Source organism: Paraburkholderia sp. EG286A, assembly GCF_040965375.1.
Taxonomy (GTDB): domain Bacteria; phylum Pseudomonadota; class Gammaproteobacteria; order Burkholderiales; family Burkholderiaceae; genus Paraburkholderia.
Genome location: NZ_JBFRCB010000002.1, coordinates 744,406 through 764,258, shown reverse-complemented (window position 1 = coordinate 764,258; position 19,853 = coordinate 744,406). Strand labels below are relative to the sequence as shown.

Below are 19,853 nucleotides of genomic sequence, written 5' to 3'. Positions count from 1 at the left end.
TAGCGCCTTCCCCGCAGCGTCCCATCCTCCTTCATGTCTTTCGATTTCTTTGCCCCCTGCCCGCGCGGCCTCGAAGCCGCGCTCGCCGCCGAACTGGCCGAAACCGCGCAACGGCGCCTGCCGCCCGGAGCACTTCAGGTCGGCGCCGAGGTGCCCGGCGGCGTGCACTTCCGCGGCAACTGGGCCGGCGGCATCGCCGCCAACCTCCATTCGCGCATCGCGAGCCGCGTGCTCCTGAAGATCGCCCAGCGGCCGTACCGCAGCGAGCAGGACATCTATGCGCTCGCGCGCGAGCAGCAGTGGGAGAAGTGGTTCTCGGCGAACGAGACGATCCGCATCGACATCACCGCGATCAAGTCGCCGCTGCGCAGCCTCGAATTCGCCACGCTGCGCGTGAAGGACGCGATCTGCGACCGCATGCGCGACAAGGCCGGTGCGCGTCCGAGCGTCGATACCGCCTATCCCGATGTGCGCGTGTTCGCCTTCCTCACGGCGAACGAATGCACGCTCTATCTCGACACCTCGGGCGAGCCGCTCTTCAAACGCGGCTGGCGTCTGGACAAGGGCGCCGCCCCGCTGCGCGAGAACCTCGCCGCGGGCATCCTGCGCCTCACGGGCTGGACGCCCGGCACGCCGCTCTATGACCCGATGTGCGGCAGCGGCACCTTCCTCGCGGAAGCCGCGCAAGTCGCGCTCGACATCGCGCCGGGGCTCGATCGCCGCTTCGGCTTCGAGTCGCTCAAGCAGGCCGACTTGGCCGCGTGGCGGCACCTCAAGAGCGAGGCGAACACGGCACGCAACCTCGCGCAAAGCAAGACCAGCGACCTGCTGATTTACGGCAGTGATATCTCCGACGTCATGCTGGAAAAGGCGCGTGCGAACTTCAAGCGCGCGGGCTTCGGCAGCGTGACGCTCAAGCAGCTCGACGCGCGCAACATGACGCCGCCCGCGGCTGCGCCCGGCATTCTCGTGGCGAATCCGCCGTACGGCGAGCGTATCGAAGTGCGCGGCCGCAACGCGCGCGGCGAGGCGCGCCCGACGGCGCGCGAGCTGCGCGGCGACGATGACGAAGGCTTCCGCCGCGCCAAGGACGAGGCGCCCGACGCCGAGTTCTTCCAGGCGCTCGGCGACGCGCTCAAGCAGCGCTTCACGGGCTGGCGCGCGTTCGTCCTCACGTCGGACCGCAAGCTGCCGGGCCAGCTGCGCCTGCGCGAAGCCGCCAAGACGCCGCTCTACAACGGCGCGCTCGAATGCCGCCTGTTCCGCTTCGACCTGATCGCGGGCAGCGTGCGCCAGCGTCCGGCCAGCGGCGGCGCGAACCCCGCCGCCGGCAACGGCGACGCCAGCTGACATTGGCAAACGCGCACGGCGGGTGACGCTCCCACCCGCCGCCGAAGCGCCCGGCACGGCGCGTCAAACCTACTGACAACACGCTGTCAGCAGCCCCCTGGCACACTGCCTCTACGCCATCCGGCGAGGCTGCCGCCGCCCGGCTGCCGCCATTCAACGTCCGCCGTTGTCTTCGAGGAGCTGCACCGTGTCTACCGATCTGTCCCGTGTGATCTCGTGGTTCGAAATTCCCGCGCACGACCTGGAGCGTGCCGCCCGCTTTTACGAAACCGCCTTCGACACCGCGCTGCAGCGCGAAGTAGTCGGCGGCGTGCCGATGGCGCTGTTCGCTCACACCGATACGGAAACCGGCGGCTGCATCGTGTTCAATCCGCATGACGCCAAGCCCGACCCGAAGGGCGTGCTCGTGTATCTGAACGCGCAGCCATCGGTCACGGCCGTGCTCGACCGTGTGGCAAAGGCAGGCGGCAAGCAGCAAGGGCCAGCGGTAGAGCTGCCGAACAACTACGGTTATATCGGCTTCTTCATCGATACCGAAGGCAACCGCGTCGGTCTGCACGCGCCGAAGCTCGGTTAAGCCACGGCCGGGCGCCGCGCGCGCCCGGCGCTATCATCTGTGCTTATCCCAGTCACCGCGCCCGCCTTCGCGACCGCCCTGCCATGACCCGCCGTGCCGACCGCCTTTTTCGCATCGCCGAACTGCTGCGCGGCCGCCGTCTCACCACCGCGCAGCAACTGTCAGAATGGCTCGAAGTCTCGCCGCGCACGGTCTATCGCGACGTGCGCGACCTGCAGCTTTCGGGCGTGCCGATCGAGGGCGAGGCGGGCATCGGCTACCGGCTCGCGCGCACGGCGAGTCTGCCGCCGCTCACCTTCACCGCCGACGAACTCACCGCGCTCGCGGTGGGGGCGCGCATGGCCGAATCGTGGGGCGGCGCGGCGCTCGCGAGCGGCGCACGCGGTGCGCTCGCGAAAGTCGCCGCCGCGATGCCCGCGGAAAAGCGCGCCGTGCTGGAACGGCTCGCCGTGTTCGCGCCGGCGTATCACATGGACCACGCGTTCTCGGACAAGCTCGACGCGCTGCACCGCGCCGTCGACACGCGGCTCGTCGTGCGCTTCGCGTACTGCGACCGCATCGGCGCGCATACGGAGCGGCGCATCTGGCCGCTTGGGCTCGTGTACTGGGGCGCGCAATGGACCGTGGGCGCCTGGTGCGAAATGCGCGAGGACTTCCGCAACTTCAACATCGCGCGCATGGAGAACGTGGAAGTGCTCGAGCAGTTTCCCGACGTGAGCGGGCGGCGGCTGGCCGACTATCTGCGCCGCGTGAACGCGCCGTCGCTGTGAGCGCTCAGCGCGACCGCAATTGAAAAAGGCGCGCATCGCTGCGCGCCTTTCGCGTGGGTCTGATGCGAGCCGCGCTTACTCCACCGCCTTCACCATCTCCTCGATCACTTTCTTCGCGTCGCCGAACACCATCATGGTTTTATCCATGTAGAAGAGTTCGTTGTCGAGACCGGCGTAACCCGCCGCCATCGAGCGCTTGTTCACGATGATCGTGCGCGCCTTGTACGCCTCGATGATCGGCATGCCCGCGATCGGCGACTTCGGGTCGTTCTTCGCCGCCGGATTCACCACGTCGTTCGCGCCGAGTACCAGCACCACGTCGGTCTGGCCGAACTCGTTGTTGATGTCCTCCATCTCGAACACCATGTCGTAGGGCACTTCGGCTTCCGCGAGCAGCACGTTCATATGGCCCGGCATGCGGCCCGCCACCGGGTGGATCGCGTAACGCACATCCACGCCCTTCTCCACGAGCTTGTCGGTGAGTTCCTTGAGCGCGTGCTGTGCGCGCGCCACCGCGAGGCCATAGCCCGGTACGATCACCACGCTTTCCGCGTTGCCAAGCATGAACGCGGCATCGTCAGCCGAACCCGACTTCACCGGACGCTGCTCCTGCGCCCCACCCGCCGCCGCCGCACCCGCCTCGCCGCCGAAGCCGCCCAGCAGCACGTTGAAGAACGAGCGGTTCATCGCATGGCACATGATGTACGACAGGATCGCGCCGGAAGAGCCCACCAGCGAGCCCGCGATGATCAGCATGGCGTTGTTCAGCGAGAAGCCGATGCCCGCCGCCGCCCAGCCCGAGTACGAGTTCAGCATCGAGACGACCACGGGCATGTCCGCGCCGCCGATCGGGATGATGATGAGCACGCCCAGCGCGAACGCGATCGCCGTCATGATGATGAACGGCAGCCACGACTGCGTGAGGAAGAACAGGATGCCGAAGCCGACCATGCCGAGCGCGAGCATCAGGTTGATCAGATGCTGGCCCGGATAAACGACCGGCGCGCCCTGGAACAGCCTGAACTTGTACTTGCCCGAGAGCTTGCCGAAGGCGATCACGGAACCTGAGAACGTGATCGCACCCACGAACGTGCCGATGAACAGCTCGATACGATTGCCGTACGGCAGGAAGCCCGGATACGGCGCGTCTTCTGCAACCAGTCCGAACGCGGCCGGCTCAGAGACCACCGCATACGCGATGCACACCGCCGCAAGACCGATCAGCGAGTGCATGGCCGCGACGAGTTCGGGCATCTTCGTCATCTCGACGCGCGCGGCGACGTAGGCGCCCAGGCCGCCACCCACCACGAGCGCACCGAAGAGCAAGCCAAGGCCGAGCCCGAGATTCGAGCCGAACTGTGCGGACTCCTTCACGATCAGGGCAAGGGTCGTGAGAATGGCGATGGCCATACCGACCATGCCGAATACATTGCCGGCGCGCGCGCTCTTCGGATTCGACAATCCCTTGAGCGCCTGGATGAAGCACACCGACGCCACCAGGTAAAGCAGCGTAACGACGTTCATGCTCATTTACGCGCCCTCCTTGCTGCCGGGGGCGGAGAGCTTTTTCGGCTCTTTCTTGCGGAACATCTCCAGCATTCGCCGTGTGACGAGGAACCCGCCGAACACGTTCACGGCCGCGAGCAGAACGGCGAACGTGCCGAAGAACTTGCCCGGTCCGCCCACGGTCAGGCCCGTGGCGAGCATCGCGCCGACGATCACGATCGCGGAAATCGCATTGGTCACGGCCATGAGCGGCGTATGCAGCGCGGGCGTGACGTTCCAGACCACGTGATAGCCCACATACACGGCCAGCACGAAGATGATCAGGTTGATGACGGTATGGTTGATGACTTCCATTCTTGGTCTCCTCCTCGTCATGCCTTGCGCGTGACCTGGCCGTCGCGGGCCAGCAGCGTGGCCGCGACGATGTCGTCCGCGAGATCGATGTTGAGCGTGCCTTCCTTCGTAACGATCAGCTTCAGGAAGTCGAGCAGGTTGCGCGCGTAGAGCGCGGAGGCGTCGGCGGCGACCATCGAGGCGAGGTTCGTATAGCCGCAGATCTGCACGCCGTGGTGCGTCACCACCTTGTCGGCCTCGGTGAGCGGGCAGTTGCCGCCGCGTCGACCGCTCGCCTCGTCCGCAACGGGACCGCGTCCTGCCGCGAGGTCGATCACGACTGATCCCGGCTTCATCGCCTGCACGGTTTCCGAGGGCAGCAGCGTCGGCGCGTCGCGGCCCGGAATCAGCGCGGTCGAGATGATGATGTCCGCCTGCTTCGCGCGCTCGTGCACCAGCGCCGACTGGCGCGTGAGCCACGATGGCGGCATCGGCCGGGCATAGCCGCCCACGCCGACGGCGGCTTCGCGCTCCTCATCGGTTTCGTAAGGCACGTCGAGAAATTTGCCGCCGAGCGACTCGATCTGCTCCTTCACGGCGGGGCGCACGTCCGAAGCCTCGATCACCGCGCCCAGGCGCCGCGCCGTGGCAATGGCCTGCAGGCCCGCTACGCCCGCGCCGAGAATCAGCACGCGCGCGGCTTTCACGGTGCCGGCGGCGGTCATGAGCATCGGCATGAAGCGCGGATAAAGGTTCGAGGCCACGAGCACCGCCTTGTAACCGGCGATGTTGGCCTGCGACGACAGCACGTCGAGGCTCTGCGCGCGCGTGGTGCGCGGCGCGGCTTCGAGCGCGAACGCCGTCACGCCGGCCTCGGCGAGTTTCCCGGCGTTTTCTGCATTAAAGGGATCGAGCATACCCACCAGCACCGCGCCGCGCTTCATGAACGGCAATTCGCTGACGGTGGGCGACTGGACCTTGAGCACGAGGTCCCCGCCGAAGGCCGTGGCCGCATCGGCGACCTGCGCGCCCACGGCCGTGTAGGCCTCGTCGGGATAGCTCGCGCCGACGCCCGCACCCGCCTGGATCGTGACCGTGTGGCCCTGGGCGACGTACTTCTTGACTGTCTCCGGCGTCGCGGCCACGCGGGTTTCGTTCGCCCGCGTCTCTGCAGGCACTCCGATATGCATCGTTGTTTCCTCCTCGACCTTCTTGTTCTAGCTGTTCTGGCTCGAATCGAGCGAAGGGAGGCCGACAAACGGCGTTCAAGCGCCGGCATCCATTGCAACGGCAAACGACGGCACCACTTTAACCGAAAGCAGCGACGCCTTTGTAGCGGGAATTGCCCGTTTTTGTGCGATGCACACAACACGCTGTGTCGTCCGACCGGACGGTCGGCAGTGCCAGGCGAGCCGGGCCCGCGCCCCTGTGGGGTCCGATCCGGCCCCGGGCAGCGTTCGCGCCGTCCCGGTAAAATACCGGCCCATGAATGAGGAAACCTGGGCACCCCACGTCACCGTGGCCGCGATCGTCGAGCGCGACGGGCGTTTTCTGCTCGTCGAGGAACACACGCCAGCTGGACTGCGCCTGAACCAGCCCGCCGGCCATCTGGAAGCGGGCGAGACGCTGCACGAGGCCGTGGTGCGCGAAACGCTCGAGGAAACCGCGCATGCGTTCACGCCGGAAGCGCTGGTCGGCGTGTATATGACGCACTTCGGCAAGCCCGGCGAGAGCGGTGCGACGTACGTGCGCTTCACATACTGCGGCAGTGTCGCAGCCGAGGCGGAAGACCGCGCGCTCGATCCGGACATCGTCCGCACGGTGTGGATGAGCGTGGACGAGCTGCGTGCCGCGAGCGAGCGCCATCGCACGCCGCTCGTGATGCGCTGTGTCGACGATTACCTCGCTGGCAAGCGCGTGCCGCTGGATTTCATCCAGACGCACGCGACGGCGCCCAAGGCAGCACCCAGGATGAACTAAGGCAGCAACGAAATGAGCAAACGTAAGGTCGTGGTAGGCATGTCGGGCGGCGTCGATTCGTCGGTTACCGCATGGCTGCTCAAGGAGCAGGGATTCGACGTCGTCGGTCTCTTCATGAAGAACTGGGAAGACGACGACGACGGCGAGTACTGCTCGACGCGCCAGGACTGGATCGACGTGGTGTCGGTCGCGGACCTGATCGGCATCGACGTCGAGGCCGTGAACTTCGCCGCCGAATACAAGGACCGCGTGTTCGCGGAGTTCCTGCGCGAGTATTCCGCGGGACGCACGCCGAATCCGGACGTGCTCTGCAACGCCGAGATCAAGTTCAAGGCATTCCTGGACCACGCCATGTCGCTCGGCGCGGAAACGATCGCCACGGGCCACTACGCGCGCGTGCGCCAGAACGAGAGCAACGGACGCTTCGAACTGCTGAAGGCGCTCGACCACACGAAGGATCAGTCGTACTTCCTGCATCGCCTGAACCAGGCGCAGCTTTCGAAGACGATGTTCCCGCTCGGCGAAATCCCGAAGACGAAGGTGCGCGAAATCGCCGAAAAGATCGGCCTGCCGAACGCGAAAAAGAAGGATTCCACAGGAATCTGCTTCATTGGCGAGCGGCCGTTCCGCGACTTCCTCAACCGCTATCTGCCGACCAAACCCGGCCCGATGATGACGCCCGACGGCAAGGTCGTAGGCGAGCATATCGGCCTCGCGTTCTACACGTTCGGGCAGCGCAAGGGCATCGGCCTTGGCGGCAGCAAGGACGGCAGCGGCGATCCGTGGTTCGTCGCCGGCAAGGACATGGCCTCGAACACACTCTACGTCGTGCAGGGCCACGATCATCCGTGGCTGCTCGCGCACGAGCTGCGCGCCGGCAACGTGAGCTGGGTGGCGGGCGAGCCGCCGGCCCAGGACCACACATGCGGGGCGAAAACGCGCTATCGCCAGGCCGATGCGCCCTGCTCGTTCCATACCGCAGACGAATTCGGCGCAGGCCAGTTCACGCTGCGTTTTCCCGACGCGCAATGGGCCGTGACGCCCGGCCAGTCGGCGGTGCTCTATGACGGCGACGTGTGCCTGGGCGGCGGCATCATCGAAGCGGTGACGACGCTCGCGCCGCATGTGCCCGCCGTGCTGCCGCCCGAAGCGCCGAAGAAAAAGAAGCGCGTAGCGCGCAAGAAGCCCGCTGCGGCGACGACCGCGTGATGCGAGCAGCGTCAGGCAAAACGTAAGAAAACACCGCGCGGCGCCCCAGGGCGCCGCGTTTTTTTATCAGACTTTCGACGCCTGCCGAACGCCGAAAAAAAAGCTTTGCCCGCTTCCCGGCCAGATTCACGAACTTGCGGCATCATTCCCGCAAGCCGCGCCCGGCAACCGCGCGGCTGACGCGCACCGCCCCTTCACAAGAGGAGAGCAGGCGCGCGCATTACATCAAGTTCGAGGAGTTCCCCCAATGTTTTCCCGACGTTATCTCGCCATGTGGGGCGCGGTGCTGCTGCTCGCGGCCTGTGCTGCCGCTGCTGCGCTCCATCACCTGTCGTGGTACTGCGTAATCGTGCCCGCGCTGCTCGTCGCGCTCGGCTTCTACGACATGTTCCAGGAGCGCCACGCGATCCTGCGCAACTACCCGATCTGGGGTCATCTGCGCTTCCTGTTCGAGTTCGTGCGGCCCGAGATCCGCCAGTACTTCGTCGAGGACGACACCGACGAAAAGCCGTTCTCGCTCGCCCAGCGCAGCCTCGTCTACCAGCGCGCGAAGAACGCGGTGGACAGCCGCCCGTACGGCACCGAGCTCGACGTGAAGGCCGTGGGCCATGAGTGGATCAGCCATTCGCTCGCGCCGACGAAGCTCGCAGGCAGCGACTTCCGCGTGCTCGTGGGCGCCAACCGCGCGCAACCGTACTCGATGTCGATCTTCAACATCTCGGCGATGAGCTTCGGCGCGCTCTCCGCGAACGCCATCCGCGCGCTCAATATGGGCGCGAAGAAAGGCGGCTTCGCGCACGACACCGGCGAAGGCTCGATGTCGAAGTATCACCGCGAGAATGGCGGCGACATCATCTGGGAGATCGCCTCGGGCTACTTCGGCTGCCGCAACGACGACGGCACCTTCAGCGCCGATAAATTCCAGCGCCTCGCGAACGAGCCGCAGGTGAAGATGATCGAGGTGAAGCTCTCGCAAGGTGCGAAGCCCGGTCACGGCGGCATGCTGCTCGCGGCCAAGGTCACGCCCGAGATCGCCGAAACGCGCGGCATTCCCATCGGCAAGGATTGCGTCTCGCCTGCGCGCCACTCGGAGTTCTCCACGCCGCGTGGCCTGCTCGAATTCGTCGAGCGCCTGCGCAAGCTCTCGGGCGGCAAACCCACGGGCTTCAAGCTGTGCATCGGTCATCCGTGGGAGTTTTTCGGCATCGCCAAGGCGATGCTGGAAACCGGCATCCTGCCCGACTTCATCGTCGTGGACGGCGCGGAAGGCGGCACGGGCGCCGCGCCGCTCGAATTCACCGATCACATCGGCACACCGCTGCAGGAAGGGCTGCTTCTCGTGCACAACACGCTCGTGGGCATCGGCCTGCGCGACAAGATCAAGATCGGCGCGAGCGGCAAGATCATCACCGCGTTCGATATCGCGCGCACGCTCGCGATCGGCGCGGACTGGGTGAATTCGGCGCGCGGCTTCATGTTCGCCGTGGGCTGCATCCAGGCGCAGAAGTGCCACTCGGACCGCTGCCCCACCGGCGTCGCCACGCAAGACCCCGTGCGCCAGCGCGCGCTGAACGTGCCGGACAAGGGCGAGCGCGTCTTCAACTTCCACCACAACACGCTGCACGCGCTGCAGGAGCTGATTCAGGCCGCGGGTCTCGCGAGCCCATCGGATCTGCGTGCGCATCACATCGTGCGGCGCGTGTCGTCGTATGAAGTAAAGCTGATGTCGGAACTGCTCAAGTACCTGAAGCCCGGCGATCTGCTCGAAGGCCGCTATCGCTATCAGCTGTACGAAAAGTGGTGGCCGGTTGCGCGCAGCGACTCGTTCGCGCCGGCAGAGGAAAAGATCGTCTGAGGAAGGCGATCCGCGACTCACACGAAAAACGCCCGACGGCACACCATGCCGTCGGGCGTTTTGTCTAAGTCACATCAGTTGCCGATCGACTGGACGTCAGCCTTGCGGCACCGTGTCGACGAACGACTGACGCTGCGAGAGCTTCTCGAAGTGGCGCGCGAGATTCGGATGCGCCTCGCGCCAGTCCAGCTCCGGCATGCGGAAGTCGAGATAGCCGAGCGCGCAGCCCACGGCGATATCCGCGATCGTGTAGCGGTTGCCCGCGCACCACGGGTTGCCGTCGAGCCCCTTGGCCATCGCGGTCAGGCTTTCGTGGATCTTGCGCTCCTGGCGCTTCACCCACGCCTCGTTGCGCTGCTCCGGCGTGCGCTGCGTGCCTTCGAGGCGGATCAGCACGGTCGCGTCGAGCATGCCGTCGGCAAGCGCCTCCCAGCAACGCACTTCGATACGCTCGCGTCCTGCGGGCGGAATGAGCTTGGCCACGGGCGAAAGCATGTCGACGTACTCGCAGATCACGCGCGAGTCGAACACGGCCTCGCCGTCGTCCATCACGAGACACGGAACCTTGCCGAGCGGGTTGAAATCGTGAATCGCCGTTTCCGCGCCCCACACGTTTTCGAGCACCAGCTTGTAGTCGATTTTCTTTTCGGCGAGCGTGATCCGCGCCTTGCGGACATACGGGCTGCCGAGCGAACCGATGAGTTTCATACCACCTGCCTTTTCTGGAATCCGGCCGAAGTATACGTTGGATTGGCCATTTTCTGACGCGCCGTCTGTTGCAGTGCAGGATTTTTCCTACAAATAATGTCAGCAAGAGACAACACCCGGCCACGGCGGCGCGCGGGTTGGGTCACCGCGAGCCAGCGCGTCCGTTTGTAGCCAGCGCTACAATCTCAGGATGGACTCGACCCTCAAGCAAAGCGCCCCGGCCGCCTCGAGCGAAGCCCACCCTGCGGCCAGCGTGGCCGACGCCGCCGACATGCAGCGCGGCCCCGACGGCGGCGCGGCGCTCTACCGCGCGCGCCGCGAGCGTGTGCTTGCGGCGCTGCGTGCGCAAGGCGGCGGTGTCGCGCTCGTGCCGACCGCGCCCGAAGCGCTGCGCAATCGCGACGCGGACTATCCCTATCGGCACGACAGCTACTTCTACTACCTCACCGGCTTCACGGAGCCCGAGGCGCTGCTCGTGCTCGACGCGAACGCGGACGAGAATCAGCCTGCCGCCATCCTGTTCTGCCGCGCGAAGAACGTCGAGCGCGAAACGTGGGAAGGCTTTCGCTTCGGTCCCGACGCCGCGCGCGAAGCGTTCGGCTTCGACGCCGCGTTTCCTGCCGACGAACTCGATGCGCGCATACCGCAGTTCATCGCCAACCGGCCGGCGCTGCACTACGCGCTCGCGGCCTCCGACCGCTTCGACGCGCAGGTGAAGCGCTGGATCGACGCGGTGCGCGCGCAGGGGCGCAGCGGCGTCACGGCGCCGGCCGCCGCGTATGACCTGCTGCCGCTGCTCGACGACATGCGCGTGTTCAAGGATGCGCACGAACTCGACACCATGCGCCGCGCCGCGAAGATCTCGGCGCTTGCGCACGTTCGCGCGATGCAGACATGCCGGCCCGGCATGCGCGAATACGAGATCGAGGCGGAGTTGCTCTACACGTTCCGCAAACACGGCGCGCAGGCGCCCGCCTACGGCTCGATCGTCGCGGCAGGCGCGAACGCGTGCGTGCTGCACTACCCCGCGGGCAACGCGGTGGCGCGCGAGGGCGACCTCGTGCTGATCGACGCCGCGTGCGAGTTGAACGGCTACGCCTCGGACATCACCCGCACGTTCCCTGCGAGCGGCCGCTTCACGAGCGCGCAACGCGAGCTGTACGACATCGTGCTCGCCGCGCAGCAGGCCGCCATCGACGCCACGCGCGCCGGCGTGAACTTCGAGGCGCCGCACGACGCCGCGGTGCGCGTGCTCGCGCAGGGTCTGCTCGATACCGGCATCATCGACCGGCAGCGCTTTGCGAGCGTCGACGACGTGATCGCCGAGCGCGCCTACGCGCGCTTCTATATGCATCGCACCGGACACTGGCTCGGCATGGACGTGCACGACGCGGGCGACTATCGCGAACGCGGCGAACGGGGCGAACGGGGCGAACGCGGCGTTGCCGCAAGCGCCGACAAGCCCGCCGCCCCGCCGCCGTGGCGCACGCTGCGCGTCGGCATGACGCTCACGATCGAGCCGGGTCTCTACATCCGCGCGGCCGAGGACGTGCCCGAGCGCTACTGGGACATCGGCATCCGTATCGAGGACGACGCCATCGTCACTGAAACGGGCTGCGAGTTGATCACGCGCGGCGTGCCGGTTGCCGCCGATGAAATCGAAGCGCTCATGCAGGACGCACAACGCGGCGCCTGACGCAGACGGCAGACGCAGACGCGAAGACTCCCCACGAAGCGAAACAAACGACATGAACGCAGTTTCCGGCAGCGCGAACGACATTCCCACCGGCGCGAATGCGCCCGCCCATTTCGACCACGACGTAACGATCGTCGGCGCGGGGCCGGTGGGTCTCGCGCTCGCGGGTTGGCTCGCGCGGCGCAGCGCCACGCAAGGGCTCTCGATTGCGCTGATCGACGCGCGCGAACCCGAGGACAGCGCCGGCGACCCGCGCGCCATCGCCGTTTCGCAAGGCAGCCGCACGCTGCTCGAAGCGCTCGCGTGGCCGCACGACGCCACGCCCATCGAGCGCATTCATGTTTCGCAGCGCGGCCATTTCGGGCGCACGCTGATCGACCGCCACGACTACGACCTGCCCGCGCTCGGCTACGTGGCGCGCTACGGCGCGATCGTGCAGGCGCTCGCGCAGGCCGTGCGCGGCACGCCGGTGCACTGGCTGCATCACACGCAGGCGCACGATCCCGTCGTCGAGAACGACGGCGTGACGCTGCCGGTCGCGAGCGCGGGCGTCGAGCGGCATCTGCGCACGCGCATCCTCGTGAACGCCGAAGGCGGGCTGTATCGCACGCCGCCGCCACGCGACGCGCACGACGATGCCGAAGAGGCCGACGAAGCCGATGCAAAGGCCGCACCGCCGGCCGCCGAAACCAAACGCACGCGCGACTACGGGCAAACGGCGCTGGTCGGCGTGGTGACGCTCGCCGCTCCGCAGCCGCACGTCGCGTGGGAGCGCTTCACGAGCGAAGGCCCGATCGCGCTCCTGCCGATGGGCGGCGTGCGCGGCGCGGATTACGCGCTGGTGTGGTGCTGCTCCCCGGCCCAGGCCGAGCGCCGCGCGCAGCTTTCCGACGCCGGTTTCCTCGCCGAACTCGGCGTGGCGTTCGGCGCGCGCATGGGCCGCTTCACGCAGATTCACGGCCGCGCGTCGTTTCCGCTCGGCCTGAACGCGCTCGACGCCCTCGTTTCCGGCCACGGCCGCATCGCTGCGGTCGGCAACGCGGCGCAGACACTGCATCCGGTGGCGGGCCAGGGCCTCAATCTCGGTCTGCGAGACGCCCACGCCCTCGCCGATTCGCTCGCGCAGCACGGCGCCACGCCGCGCGCACTCGCCGAGTTCGCGGGCCGCCGCGCGTTCGACCGGCGCATGACGATCGGGGCGACGGATACGCTCGCCCGCCTGTTCACCGTCGATTTCGGCCCACTCGCCACGCTGCGCGGGCTCGCGCTCACGGCGCTCGAATTCGCACCGCCCGTGAAGACTGCGCTCGCGCGGCAGATGATGTTCGGGCAGCGGAGTTGATCCAGTCGACAAGCGGAATCGATTCGCCAATTCGCCTTCGCCATTCGCGCTACAATAGATACAAATTGTAGATACAAGCAGAGGCGCGAATGGACATCGCGAAGATTTTCAAGCACGGCGGGTCGCAGGCTGTCAGGCTCCCCAAGGATTTCCGCTTCGAGACGGCGGAAGTGCGCATACGCCGTCACGGCGCGGCCGTCATACTCGAGCCGGTACCGCAGGACTGGGCCTGGCTCACCCCGCTGATCGGCCCGATCGATGCCGACTTCGAAGCTGCTGCCACCACACAACCGGCAGAACAGGTACGGCCTGACCTGGACGTGTTCGAATGAAATACCTGCTGGACACGAATGCCGTCATCGCAATCCTCAAGGGGGATCCGGCTGTGGTGGGGCGCTTGCGCGCACACCTGCCGGGCGATTTCGGACTCCCTTCGATCGTCGTGCACGAACTTTATTACGGCGCCTATAAAAGCCAGCGAGCAGCCGAAAATCTGGCTCGCGTCGAAGCGCTGCAATTCGAGGTCGTACCGTTCGACACGGAAGACGCGCAGCACGCCGGCGAACTCCGTGCACAACTTGCGGCCGCCGGTACGCCAATTGGTCCGTATGATGCACTGATCGCCGGACAGGCGCGCGCTCGTGGGTTGGTGCTCGTCACACACAATGTGCGCGAATTTGCACGCGTGGATCAGTTGCAAGTCGAAGACTGGCAGGCTGATGCCTGACGTTGGTACCTGAGTTGTGACGGCCAGCGGCGGCAGGTGCGATCGACGATTCGCCGCGACGGGGGTCGAATCACATTTCGCCGCAACGGCGCCCCGCCTGCCAGACACGCTGTCCACGACAAGACCAGGGTCCGCGCAGCGCGACCTCGCATCCCGCTTACGCTAAAATACGCGTTTCCCCTTTTTCAAATTCACGCCGTTCGCCGCGCCAGCCGGATTGCCATCCGGGTCGCGGCACCGGCCTCGCCCGCGCGTCATGTTCACTATCGGCCGTCACACCTTGCGTAATAACCTGTTCGTCGCCCCCATGGCGGGTGTCACGGACCGGCCGTTCCGCCAGCTGTGCAAGCGCCTCGGCGCGGGTTATGCGGTCTCCGAAATGGTCGCGTCCAACGCGCAGCTCTGGAAGAGCGAAAAGACCATGCGCCGCGCCAATCATGCGGGCGAAGTGGAACCCATCTCCGTGCAGATCGCCGGGGCCGATCCGGAAATGATGGCCGAAGCCGCGCGCTACAACGTCGCGAACGGCGCGCAGATCATCGACATCAACATGGGCTGCCCGGCCAAGAAGGTCTGCAACGTCGCGGCCGGCTCGGCGCTCTTGCAGAACGAACCGCTCGTCGGGCGCATCGTCAGGGCCGTGGTCGACGCCGTGGGCGTGGGCCCCGACGCCGTGCCCGTCACGCTCAAGATCCGCACGGGCTGGGACCGCGACAACCGCAACGCGCTCACCATCGCGCGCATTGCCGAGGAAAGCGGCATTGCCATGCTCACCGTGCACGGCCGCACGCGCGCCGATCTCTATCACGGTGAAGCGGAGTACGAAACGATTGCCGCGGTGAAGGCCGCCGCGGGCATTCCGGTGGTCGCGAACGGCGACATTACGTCGCCGCAAAAGGCGCGTGAAGTGCTCGCGCTCACGGGCGCCGACGCCATCATGATCGGCCGCGCGGCGCAGGGGCGCCCGTGGCTGTTCCGCGAAATCGAGCATTTCCTGGCGACCGGCGAGCTACTGCCGCCGCCGCGCGTAGACGAAATCCAGTCGATCATGAACGAGCATCTGGAGGACCACTACGCTTTTTACGGTGAATTTACGGGCGTGCGTACTGCGCGCAAGCATATCGGCTGGTACACTCGCGGCCTTTGCGGCGCCAATACGTTCCGGCACCGCATGAATACGCTGGACACCACGCGCGAGCAGCTCGTCGCCGTCAACCAGTTCTTCGACGAACAGAAGGCGCGCTCCGAGCGCCTCGTCTACGTCGACGACGAGAACAACGACAGCGACGGCAGCGACGAATCAACCGATCGACTGGCAGCATGAGCAAGCACAACATCGAACAATCCGTCCGCGAGAGCCTTGGCATCTACTTCCAGGACCTCGACGGCAGCAATCCGCACGACGTCTACGAAATGGTGATGGCGTGCGTCGAAAAACCGATGCTCGAGGTGGTGCTCGAGCAGGCAGGCGGCAATCAGTCGCTCGCCGCCGAGTATCTCGGCATCAACCGCAACACGCTGCGCAAGAAGCTCCAGCAGCACGGCCTGCTGTAACGCCGCTGCGTTTTTCTGGACCTTCGGCGCGGACCCCTCGATCTTTCGGCAATCTACCTCGTTATCCATCATGATCAGGCAAGCGCTCATCTCCGTTTCCGATAAGGCCGGCATCGTCGACTTCGCGAAGTCGCTGTCGGACCTCGGCGTCAAGATCCTCTCGACCGGCGGCACCGCGAAACTGCTCGCGGACGCGGGCCTTTCCGTCACCGAAGTGGCCGACTACACGGGCTTTCCGGAAATGCTCGATGGGCGCGTGAAAACGCTGCACCCGAAGGTGCACGGCGGCATCCTCGCGCGCCGCGACCTGCCCGAGCACATGGCCGCGCTCGAAAAGCACGACATCCCGACGATCGACCTGCTGGTCGTGAACCTCTATCCGTTCGTCCAGACGATCTCGAAGGAAGAGTGCTCGCTGGAAGACGCGATCGAGAACATCGATATCGGCGGCCCGACCATGCTGCGCTCGGCGGCGAAGAACCATCGCGACGTGACCGTGGTGGTCGACCCGGCCGACTACGCGAAGGTGCTGGAAGAAATGCGCGCGAACGGCAATACCGTGAGCTACGCCACGAACTTCCGCCTCGCGACCAAGGTGTTCTCGCACACGGCGCAGTACGACGGCGCGATCACGAACTACCTCACGAGCCTCACCGAAGCGCTCGAGCACAAGTCGCGCAACACCTACCCCGCTGTGCTGAACCTCGCGTTCGACAAGGTCCAGGACCTGCGCTACGGCGAAAACCCGCACCAGAGCGCCGCGTTCTACCGCGACCTCACGACGCCCGCCGGCGCGCTCGCGAACTACACGCAGCTGCAGGGCAAGGAACTCTCGTACAACAACATCGCCGACTCGGACGCGGCATGGGAATGCGTGAAGACGTTCGACGCCCCGGCCTGCGTGATCATCAAGCACGCGAATCCGTGCGGCGTGGCGATCGGCGCGAACGCGCTCGAAGCCTACTCCAAGGCGTTCCAGACCGACCCGACCTCGGCGTTCGGCGGCATCATCGCGTTCAACCGCGAAGTGGACGAAGCCGCGGCGCAGGCCGTGGCCAAGCAGTTCGTCGAAGTGCTGATCGCGCCGTCGTTCTCGGAAGCCGCGAAGGCCGTGTTCGCCGCGAAGCAGAACGTGCGTCTGCTCGAGATCGCGCTGGGCGATGGCCATAACGCATTCGATCTGAAGCGCGTGGGCGGCGGCCTGCTCGTGCAATCGCTCGACGCGAAGAACGTGCAGCCGCACGAACTGCGCGTGGTGACGAAGCGCCACCCCACGCCGAAGGAAATGGACGACCTGCTGTTCGCATGGCGCGTCGCGAAGTTCGTGAAGTCGAACGCCATCGTGTTCTGCGCGAACGGCATGACGATGGGCGTGGGCGCGGGCCAGATGAGCCGCGTGGACTCGGCGCGTATCGCCAGCATCAAGGCCGAAAACGCGGGCCTCAAGCTCGCGGGTACGGCAGTGGCGTCGGACGCGTTCTTCCCGTTCCGCGACGGCCTCGACGTGGTGGTGAACGCGGGCGCGACCTGCGTGATCCAGCCGGGCGGCTCGATGCGCGACGACGAAGTGATCGCCGCCGCCGACGAGCACAACATCGCGATGGTGATGACGGGCATCCGCCACTTCCGTCACTGATCTTCGCCGCCCTGGTTGCGTGCGGCGCGTGACCTCGCGCCGCTTGTGCAAAGCCCGCCGGACTCGCGTCTCGCGGGCTTTTTCTTTGCGCGGCGCGCCTTGTTCGCTCGCGCCTTCAAGGCTCGCGGCATCTGTGCCGTTCGTTGTACCATCGCAGGCACATCTGTCTTTCCCGCATTTCATGAGAATTCTCGGCATCGACCCCGGCTTGCGCGTCACCGGCTTCGGCGTGATCGAACGTCACGGCCATCAGCTCACGTACGTCGCTAGCGGCGTCATCCGCACCGCCGATGCCGATCTGCCCACGCGCCTCGGCACCATCTTCGAAGGCGTTTCCACGCTGATCCGCCAGCACGCGCCCGACCAGGCCGCGATCGAAAAGGTCTTCGTCAACGTCAATCCGCAGTCGACCCTCCTGCTCGGCCAGGCGCGCGGCGCGGCCATCTGCGGGCTGGTTTCGGGCGGCGTGCCAGTGGCCGAATACACCGCGCTGCAGCTCAAGCAGGCCGTGGTGGGCTACGGCCGCGCGACCAAGGAACAGATGCAGCAGATGGTCGTGCGCCTGCTCGCCCTCACCGGCACGCCCGGCACCGACGCCGCCGACGCGCTCGGCATGGCGATCTGCCACGCGCACGGCGGCGATGCACTTGCCACGCTGGGCGGGCTTGCGCCTGCGCTCGCGAAAAAGGGCATGCGGGTACGCCGCGGACGGTTGATAGGCTGAATGCATGGCCGATGCGCCTGGCCGGGCGCCGACGTTCCGGCCGCGCGCTCCGGACGGCCCTGCCCTCCGCTACACTCTTGAGCTTTCCCTCATCACAGAACCCGCCATGATCGGTCGCATTGCCGGCGTATTGCTGGAAAAGAACCCGCCGCACCTGCTCGTCGACTGCAACGGCGTCGGCTACGAAGTCGACGTGCCGATGAGCACGTTCTACAACCTGCCCGGCAACGGCGAAAAAATCGTGTTGCTCACGCAGATGATCGTGCGCGAAGACGCGCATCTGCTGTTCGGCTTCGGCACGCAGGAGGAACGCTCGACGTTTCGCGAGTTGCTCAAGATCAGCGGCATCGGCGCACGCATGGCGCTCGCCGTGCTCTCGGGCATGAGCGTGAATGACCTGGCGCAAGCCGTCACGCAGCAGGATGCGGCGCGCCTCACGCGCGTGCCCGGCATCGGCAAGAAAACGGCCGAGCGCCTGCTGCTCGAACTGAAGGGCAAGCTCGGCGCGGACCTGGGCGCGATGGCCGCCGCCGCTTCGCCTTCCGACCACGCGAACGACATCCTCAACGCGCTGCTCGCGCTCGGCTATTCGGAGAAGGAAGGGCTGGCCGCGATCAAGAACGTGCCCGCCGGCACCGGCGTTTCGGAAGGCATCAAGCTCGCGCTCAAGGCGCTTTCCAAGGCCTGATTGCCCTCGCGCACGCTGAGGCGGGCTGTTAGTTGCGGCGCCATCGTGGTGCCCTGGACGGCCCCGCCGTCGCAGAGTCTGCGCGGTACAATCGCTGCATGATCGAAACCGACAAACTCGCCGCCAACCACGCCGGCGCCGACCGCGTGATCGCCGCCACGCCCGCCTCGACTCATGAGGAAGCGTTCGAACGCGCGTTGCGCCCGCGCCAGCTCGACGAATATGTCGGCCAGGAAAAGGTGCGCGGCCAGCTCGAGATCTTCATCGAGGCTGCGAAGCGCCGTTCCGAACCGCTCGACCACGTGCTGTTGTTCGGCCCGCCGGGCCTCGGCAAGACCACGCTCGCGCATATCATCGCGCGCGAAATGGGGGTCAATCTGCGGCAGACGTCGGGCCCCGTGCTGGAGCGTGCGGGCGATCTCGCGGCGCTGCTCACCAATCTCGAAGCGAACGACGTGCTCTTTATCGACGAAATTCACCGGCTCTCGCCGGTCGTCGAGGAAATCCTGTATCCGGCGCTCGAGGACTACCAGATCGACATCATGATCGGCGAAGGGCCGGCCGCGCGCAGCGTGAAGCTCGACCTGCAGCCGTTCACGCTGGTGGGCGCGACCACGCGCGCGGGCATGCTCACGAACCCGCTGCGCGACCGCTTCGGCATCGTCTCGCGCCTCGAGTTCTATAACGCGGGCGAGCTCTCGCGCATCGTGCAGCGCTCGGCTTCGCTGCTCGGCGCGCAGATCCACCCGGACGGCGCGCTCGAAATCGCCCGCCGCTCGCGCGGCACGCCGCGTATCGCCAACCGCCTGCTGCGCCGCGTGCGCGACTACGCGGAGGTGAAGGCAGACGGCGCGATCACCGCGAAGGTCGCCGACGCCGCGCTGCGCATGCTCGATGTCGATCCCGTCGGCTTCGACCTGATGGACCGCAAGCTGCTCGAAGCCATCCTGCACAAATTCGACGGCGGTCCGGTGGGCGTGGACAACCTTGCCGCCGCCATCGGCGAGGAACGCGACACGATCGAGGACGTGCTCGAACCGTATCTGATCCAGCAGGGCTATCTGCAGCGCACGCCGCGCGGCCGTGTGGCCACGCAACTCAGCTACCGCCACTTCGGCCTCACGGTGCCGGACGACGCATCGACGGGCGGCGACTGGGAACCGGACGCGTCGTAAGGCGCACCAGCCTCAACGCAGCG

The 19,853-nt window shown here is 66.5% G+C and carries 19 protein-coding genes and 1 pseudogene; 16 read left to right on the top strand and 4 right to left on the bottom strand.

Annotation, left to right across the window (positions count from 1 at the left end; translation table 11 throughout):
• Positions 1 to 33 precede the first annotated feature (33 nt).
• The 3 genes and pseudogenes from AB4Y35_RS10160 to AB4Y35_RS10150 form a co-directional block, all read left to right on the top strand.
• Entirely contained in the window at positions 34 to 1,350 is a 1,317-nt protein-coding gene (locus tag AB4Y35_RS10160) for a class I SAM-dependent RNA methyltransferase (RefSeq protein WP_368704286.1), read from the top strand.
• A 187-nt stretch (positions 1,351 to 1,537) separates the two neighbouring features.
• The gene (locus AB4Y35_RS10155; protein ID WP_342919346.1) at positions 1,538 to 1,927 is read left to right on the top strand and encodes a VOC family protein; all 390 of its coding nucleotides are present in this window, start codon (positions 1,538 to 1,540) and stop codon (positions 1,925 to 1,927) included.
• Positions 1,928 to 2,004: 77 nt separating this feature from the next.
• A pseudogene (locus tag AB4Y35_RS10150) lies at positions 2,005 to 2,697 on the top strand (helix-turn-helix transcriptional regulator); the annotation flags it as partial.
• Between the two features lie 75 nt (positions 2,698 to 2,772).
• Here AB4Y35_RS10150 and AB4Y35_RS10145 read toward each other — a convergent pair.
• The 3 genes from AB4Y35_RS10145 to AB4Y35_RS10135 are packed head-to-tail and all read right to left on the bottom strand — an operon-like array spanning position 2,773 to position 5,726.
• The gene (locus AB4Y35_RS10145; protein WP_368704285.1) at positions 2,773 to 4,227 is read right to left on the bottom strand and encodes an NAD(P)(+) transhydrogenase (Re/Si-specific) subunit beta; all 1,455 of its coding nucleotides are present in this window, start codon (positions 4,225 to 4,227) and stop codon (positions 2,773 to 2,775) included.
• Positions 4,228 to 4,557, bottom strand: coding sequence for an NAD(P) transhydrogenase subunit alpha (locus AB4Y35_RS10140; protein WP_028201972.1), 330 nt, complete (start codon positions 4,555 to 4,557; stop codon positions 4,228 to 4,230).
• Between the two features lie 17 nt (positions 4,558 to 4,574).
• Complete coding sequence (locus AB4Y35_RS10135) at positions 4,575 to 5,726, bottom strand: Re/Si-specific NAD(P)(+) transhydrogenase subunit alpha (protein WP_368704284.1); 1,152 nt, start codon at positions 5,724 to 5,726, stop codon at positions 4,575 to 4,577.
• Positions 5,727 to 6,021: 295 nt separating this feature from the next.
• Between AB4Y35_RS10135 and AB4Y35_RS10130 the strand changes: the two genes are divergently transcribed.
• From AB4Y35_RS10130 to AB4Y35_RS10120, 3 genes are all read left to right on the top strand, one after another.
• On the top strand, positions 6,022 to 6,516 hold the full coding sequence (locus tag AB4Y35_RS10130) for an NUDIX hydrolase (RefSeq protein ID WP_368704283.1): 495 nt from the start codon (positions 6,022 to 6,024) through the stop codon (positions 6,514 to 6,516).
• A gap of 12 nt (positions 6,517 to 6,528) precedes the next feature.
• Positions 6,529 to 7,725, top strand: coding sequence for a tRNA 2-thiouridine(34) synthase MnmA (gene mnmA / locus AB4Y35_RS10125; protein ID WP_368695669.1), 1,197 nt, complete (start codon positions 6,529 to 6,531; stop codon positions 7,723 to 7,725).
• 247 nt (positions 7,726 to 7,972) lie between these two features.
• Positions 7,973 to 9,580 carry an FMN-binding glutamate synthase family protein gene (locus AB4Y35_RS10120; protein WP_368704282.1) on the top strand — a complete coding sequence of 536 codons (1,608 nt, stop codon included), beginning with the start codon at positions 7,973 to 7,975 and terminating at the stop codon, positions 9,578 to 9,580.
• 96 nt (positions 9,581 to 9,676) lie between these two features.
• On the opposite strand, the gene AB4Y35_RS10115 is transcribed toward AB4Y35_RS10120, so the two are convergent.
• The gene (locus tag AB4Y35_RS10115; RefSeq protein WP_368704281.1) at positions 9,677 to 10,288 is read right to left on the bottom strand and encodes a glutathione S-transferase family protein; all 612 of its coding nucleotides are present in this window, start codon (positions 10,286 to 10,288) and stop codon (positions 9,677 to 9,679) included.
• A gap of 271 nt (positions 10,289 to 10,559) precedes the next feature.
• Between AB4Y35_RS10115 and AB4Y35_RS10110 the strand changes: the two genes are divergently transcribed.
• From AB4Y35_RS10110 to ruvB, 10 genes are all read left to right on the top strand, one after another.
• The gene (locus AB4Y35_RS10110; RefSeq protein ID WP_368704641.1) at positions 10,560 to 11,984 is read left to right on the top strand and encodes an aminopeptidase P N-terminal domain-containing protein; all 1,425 of its coding nucleotides are present in this window, start codon (positions 10,560 to 10,562) and stop codon (positions 11,982 to 11,984) included.
• 52 nt (positions 11,985 to 12,036) lie between these two features.
• Positions 12,037 to 13,326, top strand: a complete 1,290-nt coding sequence (locus AB4Y35_RS10105) for a UbiH/UbiF/VisC/COQ6 family ubiquinone biosynthesis hydroxylase (RefSeq protein WP_368704280.1) — start codon at positions 12,037 to 12,039, stop codon at positions 13,324 to 13,326.
• An 89-nt stretch (positions 13,327 to 13,415) separates the two neighbouring features.
• Positions 13,416 to 13,658, top strand: a complete 243-nt coding sequence (locus tag AB4Y35_RS10100) for an antitoxin (RefSeq protein WP_368704279.1) — start codon at positions 13,416 to 13,418, stop codon at positions 13,656 to 13,658.
• On the top strand, positions 13,655 to 14,053 hold the full coding sequence (locus AB4Y35_RS10095) for a type II toxin-antitoxin system VapC family toxin (protein WP_368704278.1): 399 nt from the start codon (positions 13,655 to 13,657) through the stop codon (positions 14,051 to 14,053). The genes AB4Y35_RS10100 and AB4Y35_RS10095 overlap by 4 nt, the downstream gene beginning before the upstream one ends.
• A gap of 256 nt (positions 14,054 to 14,309) precedes the next feature.
• Entirely contained in the window at positions 14,310 to 15,377 is a 1,068-nt protein-coding gene (gene dusB, locus AB4Y35_RS10090; protein WP_368704277.1) for a tRNA dihydrouridine synthase DusB, read from the top strand.
• Positions 15,374 to 15,607 (top strand): Fis family transcriptional regulator, encoded by a 234-nt coding sequence (locus AB4Y35_RS10085; RefSeq protein ID WP_028216158.1) that lies wholly within the window; start codon positions 15,374 to 15,376, stop codon positions 15,605 to 15,607. The genes dusB and AB4Y35_RS10085 overlap by 4 nt, the downstream gene beginning before the upstream one ends.
• A 70-nt stretch (positions 15,608 to 15,677) precedes the next feature.
• On the top strand, positions 15,678 to 17,243 hold the full coding sequence (purH, locus tag AB4Y35_RS10080; protein ID WP_368704276.1) for a bifunctional phosphoribosylaminoimidazolecarboxamide formyltransferase/IMP cyclohydrolase: 1,566 nt from the start codon (positions 15,678 to 15,680) through the stop codon (positions 17,241 to 17,243).
• A 181-nt stretch (positions 17,244 to 17,424) separates the two neighbouring features.
• Positions 17,425 to 17,967, top strand: a complete 543-nt coding sequence (ruvC, locus tag AB4Y35_RS10075; protein WP_028201962.1) for a crossover junction endodeoxyribonuclease RuvC — start codon at positions 17,425 to 17,427, stop codon at positions 17,965 to 17,967.
• 106 nt (positions 17,968 to 18,073) lie between these two features.
• Positions 18,074 to 18,655, top strand: coding sequence for a Holliday junction branch migration protein RuvA (gene ruvA / locus AB4Y35_RS10070; protein ID WP_368695673.1), 582 nt, complete (start codon positions 18,074 to 18,076; stop codon positions 18,653 to 18,655).
• 98 nt (positions 18,656 to 18,753) lie between these two features.
• Positions 18,754 to 19,830, top strand: coding sequence for a Holliday junction branch migration DNA helicase RuvB (gene ruvB / locus AB4Y35_RS10065; RefSeq protein WP_042262539.1), 1,077 nt, complete (start codon positions 18,754 to 18,756; stop codon positions 19,828 to 19,830).
• Positions 19,831 to 19,853: the final 23 nt, after the last annotated feature.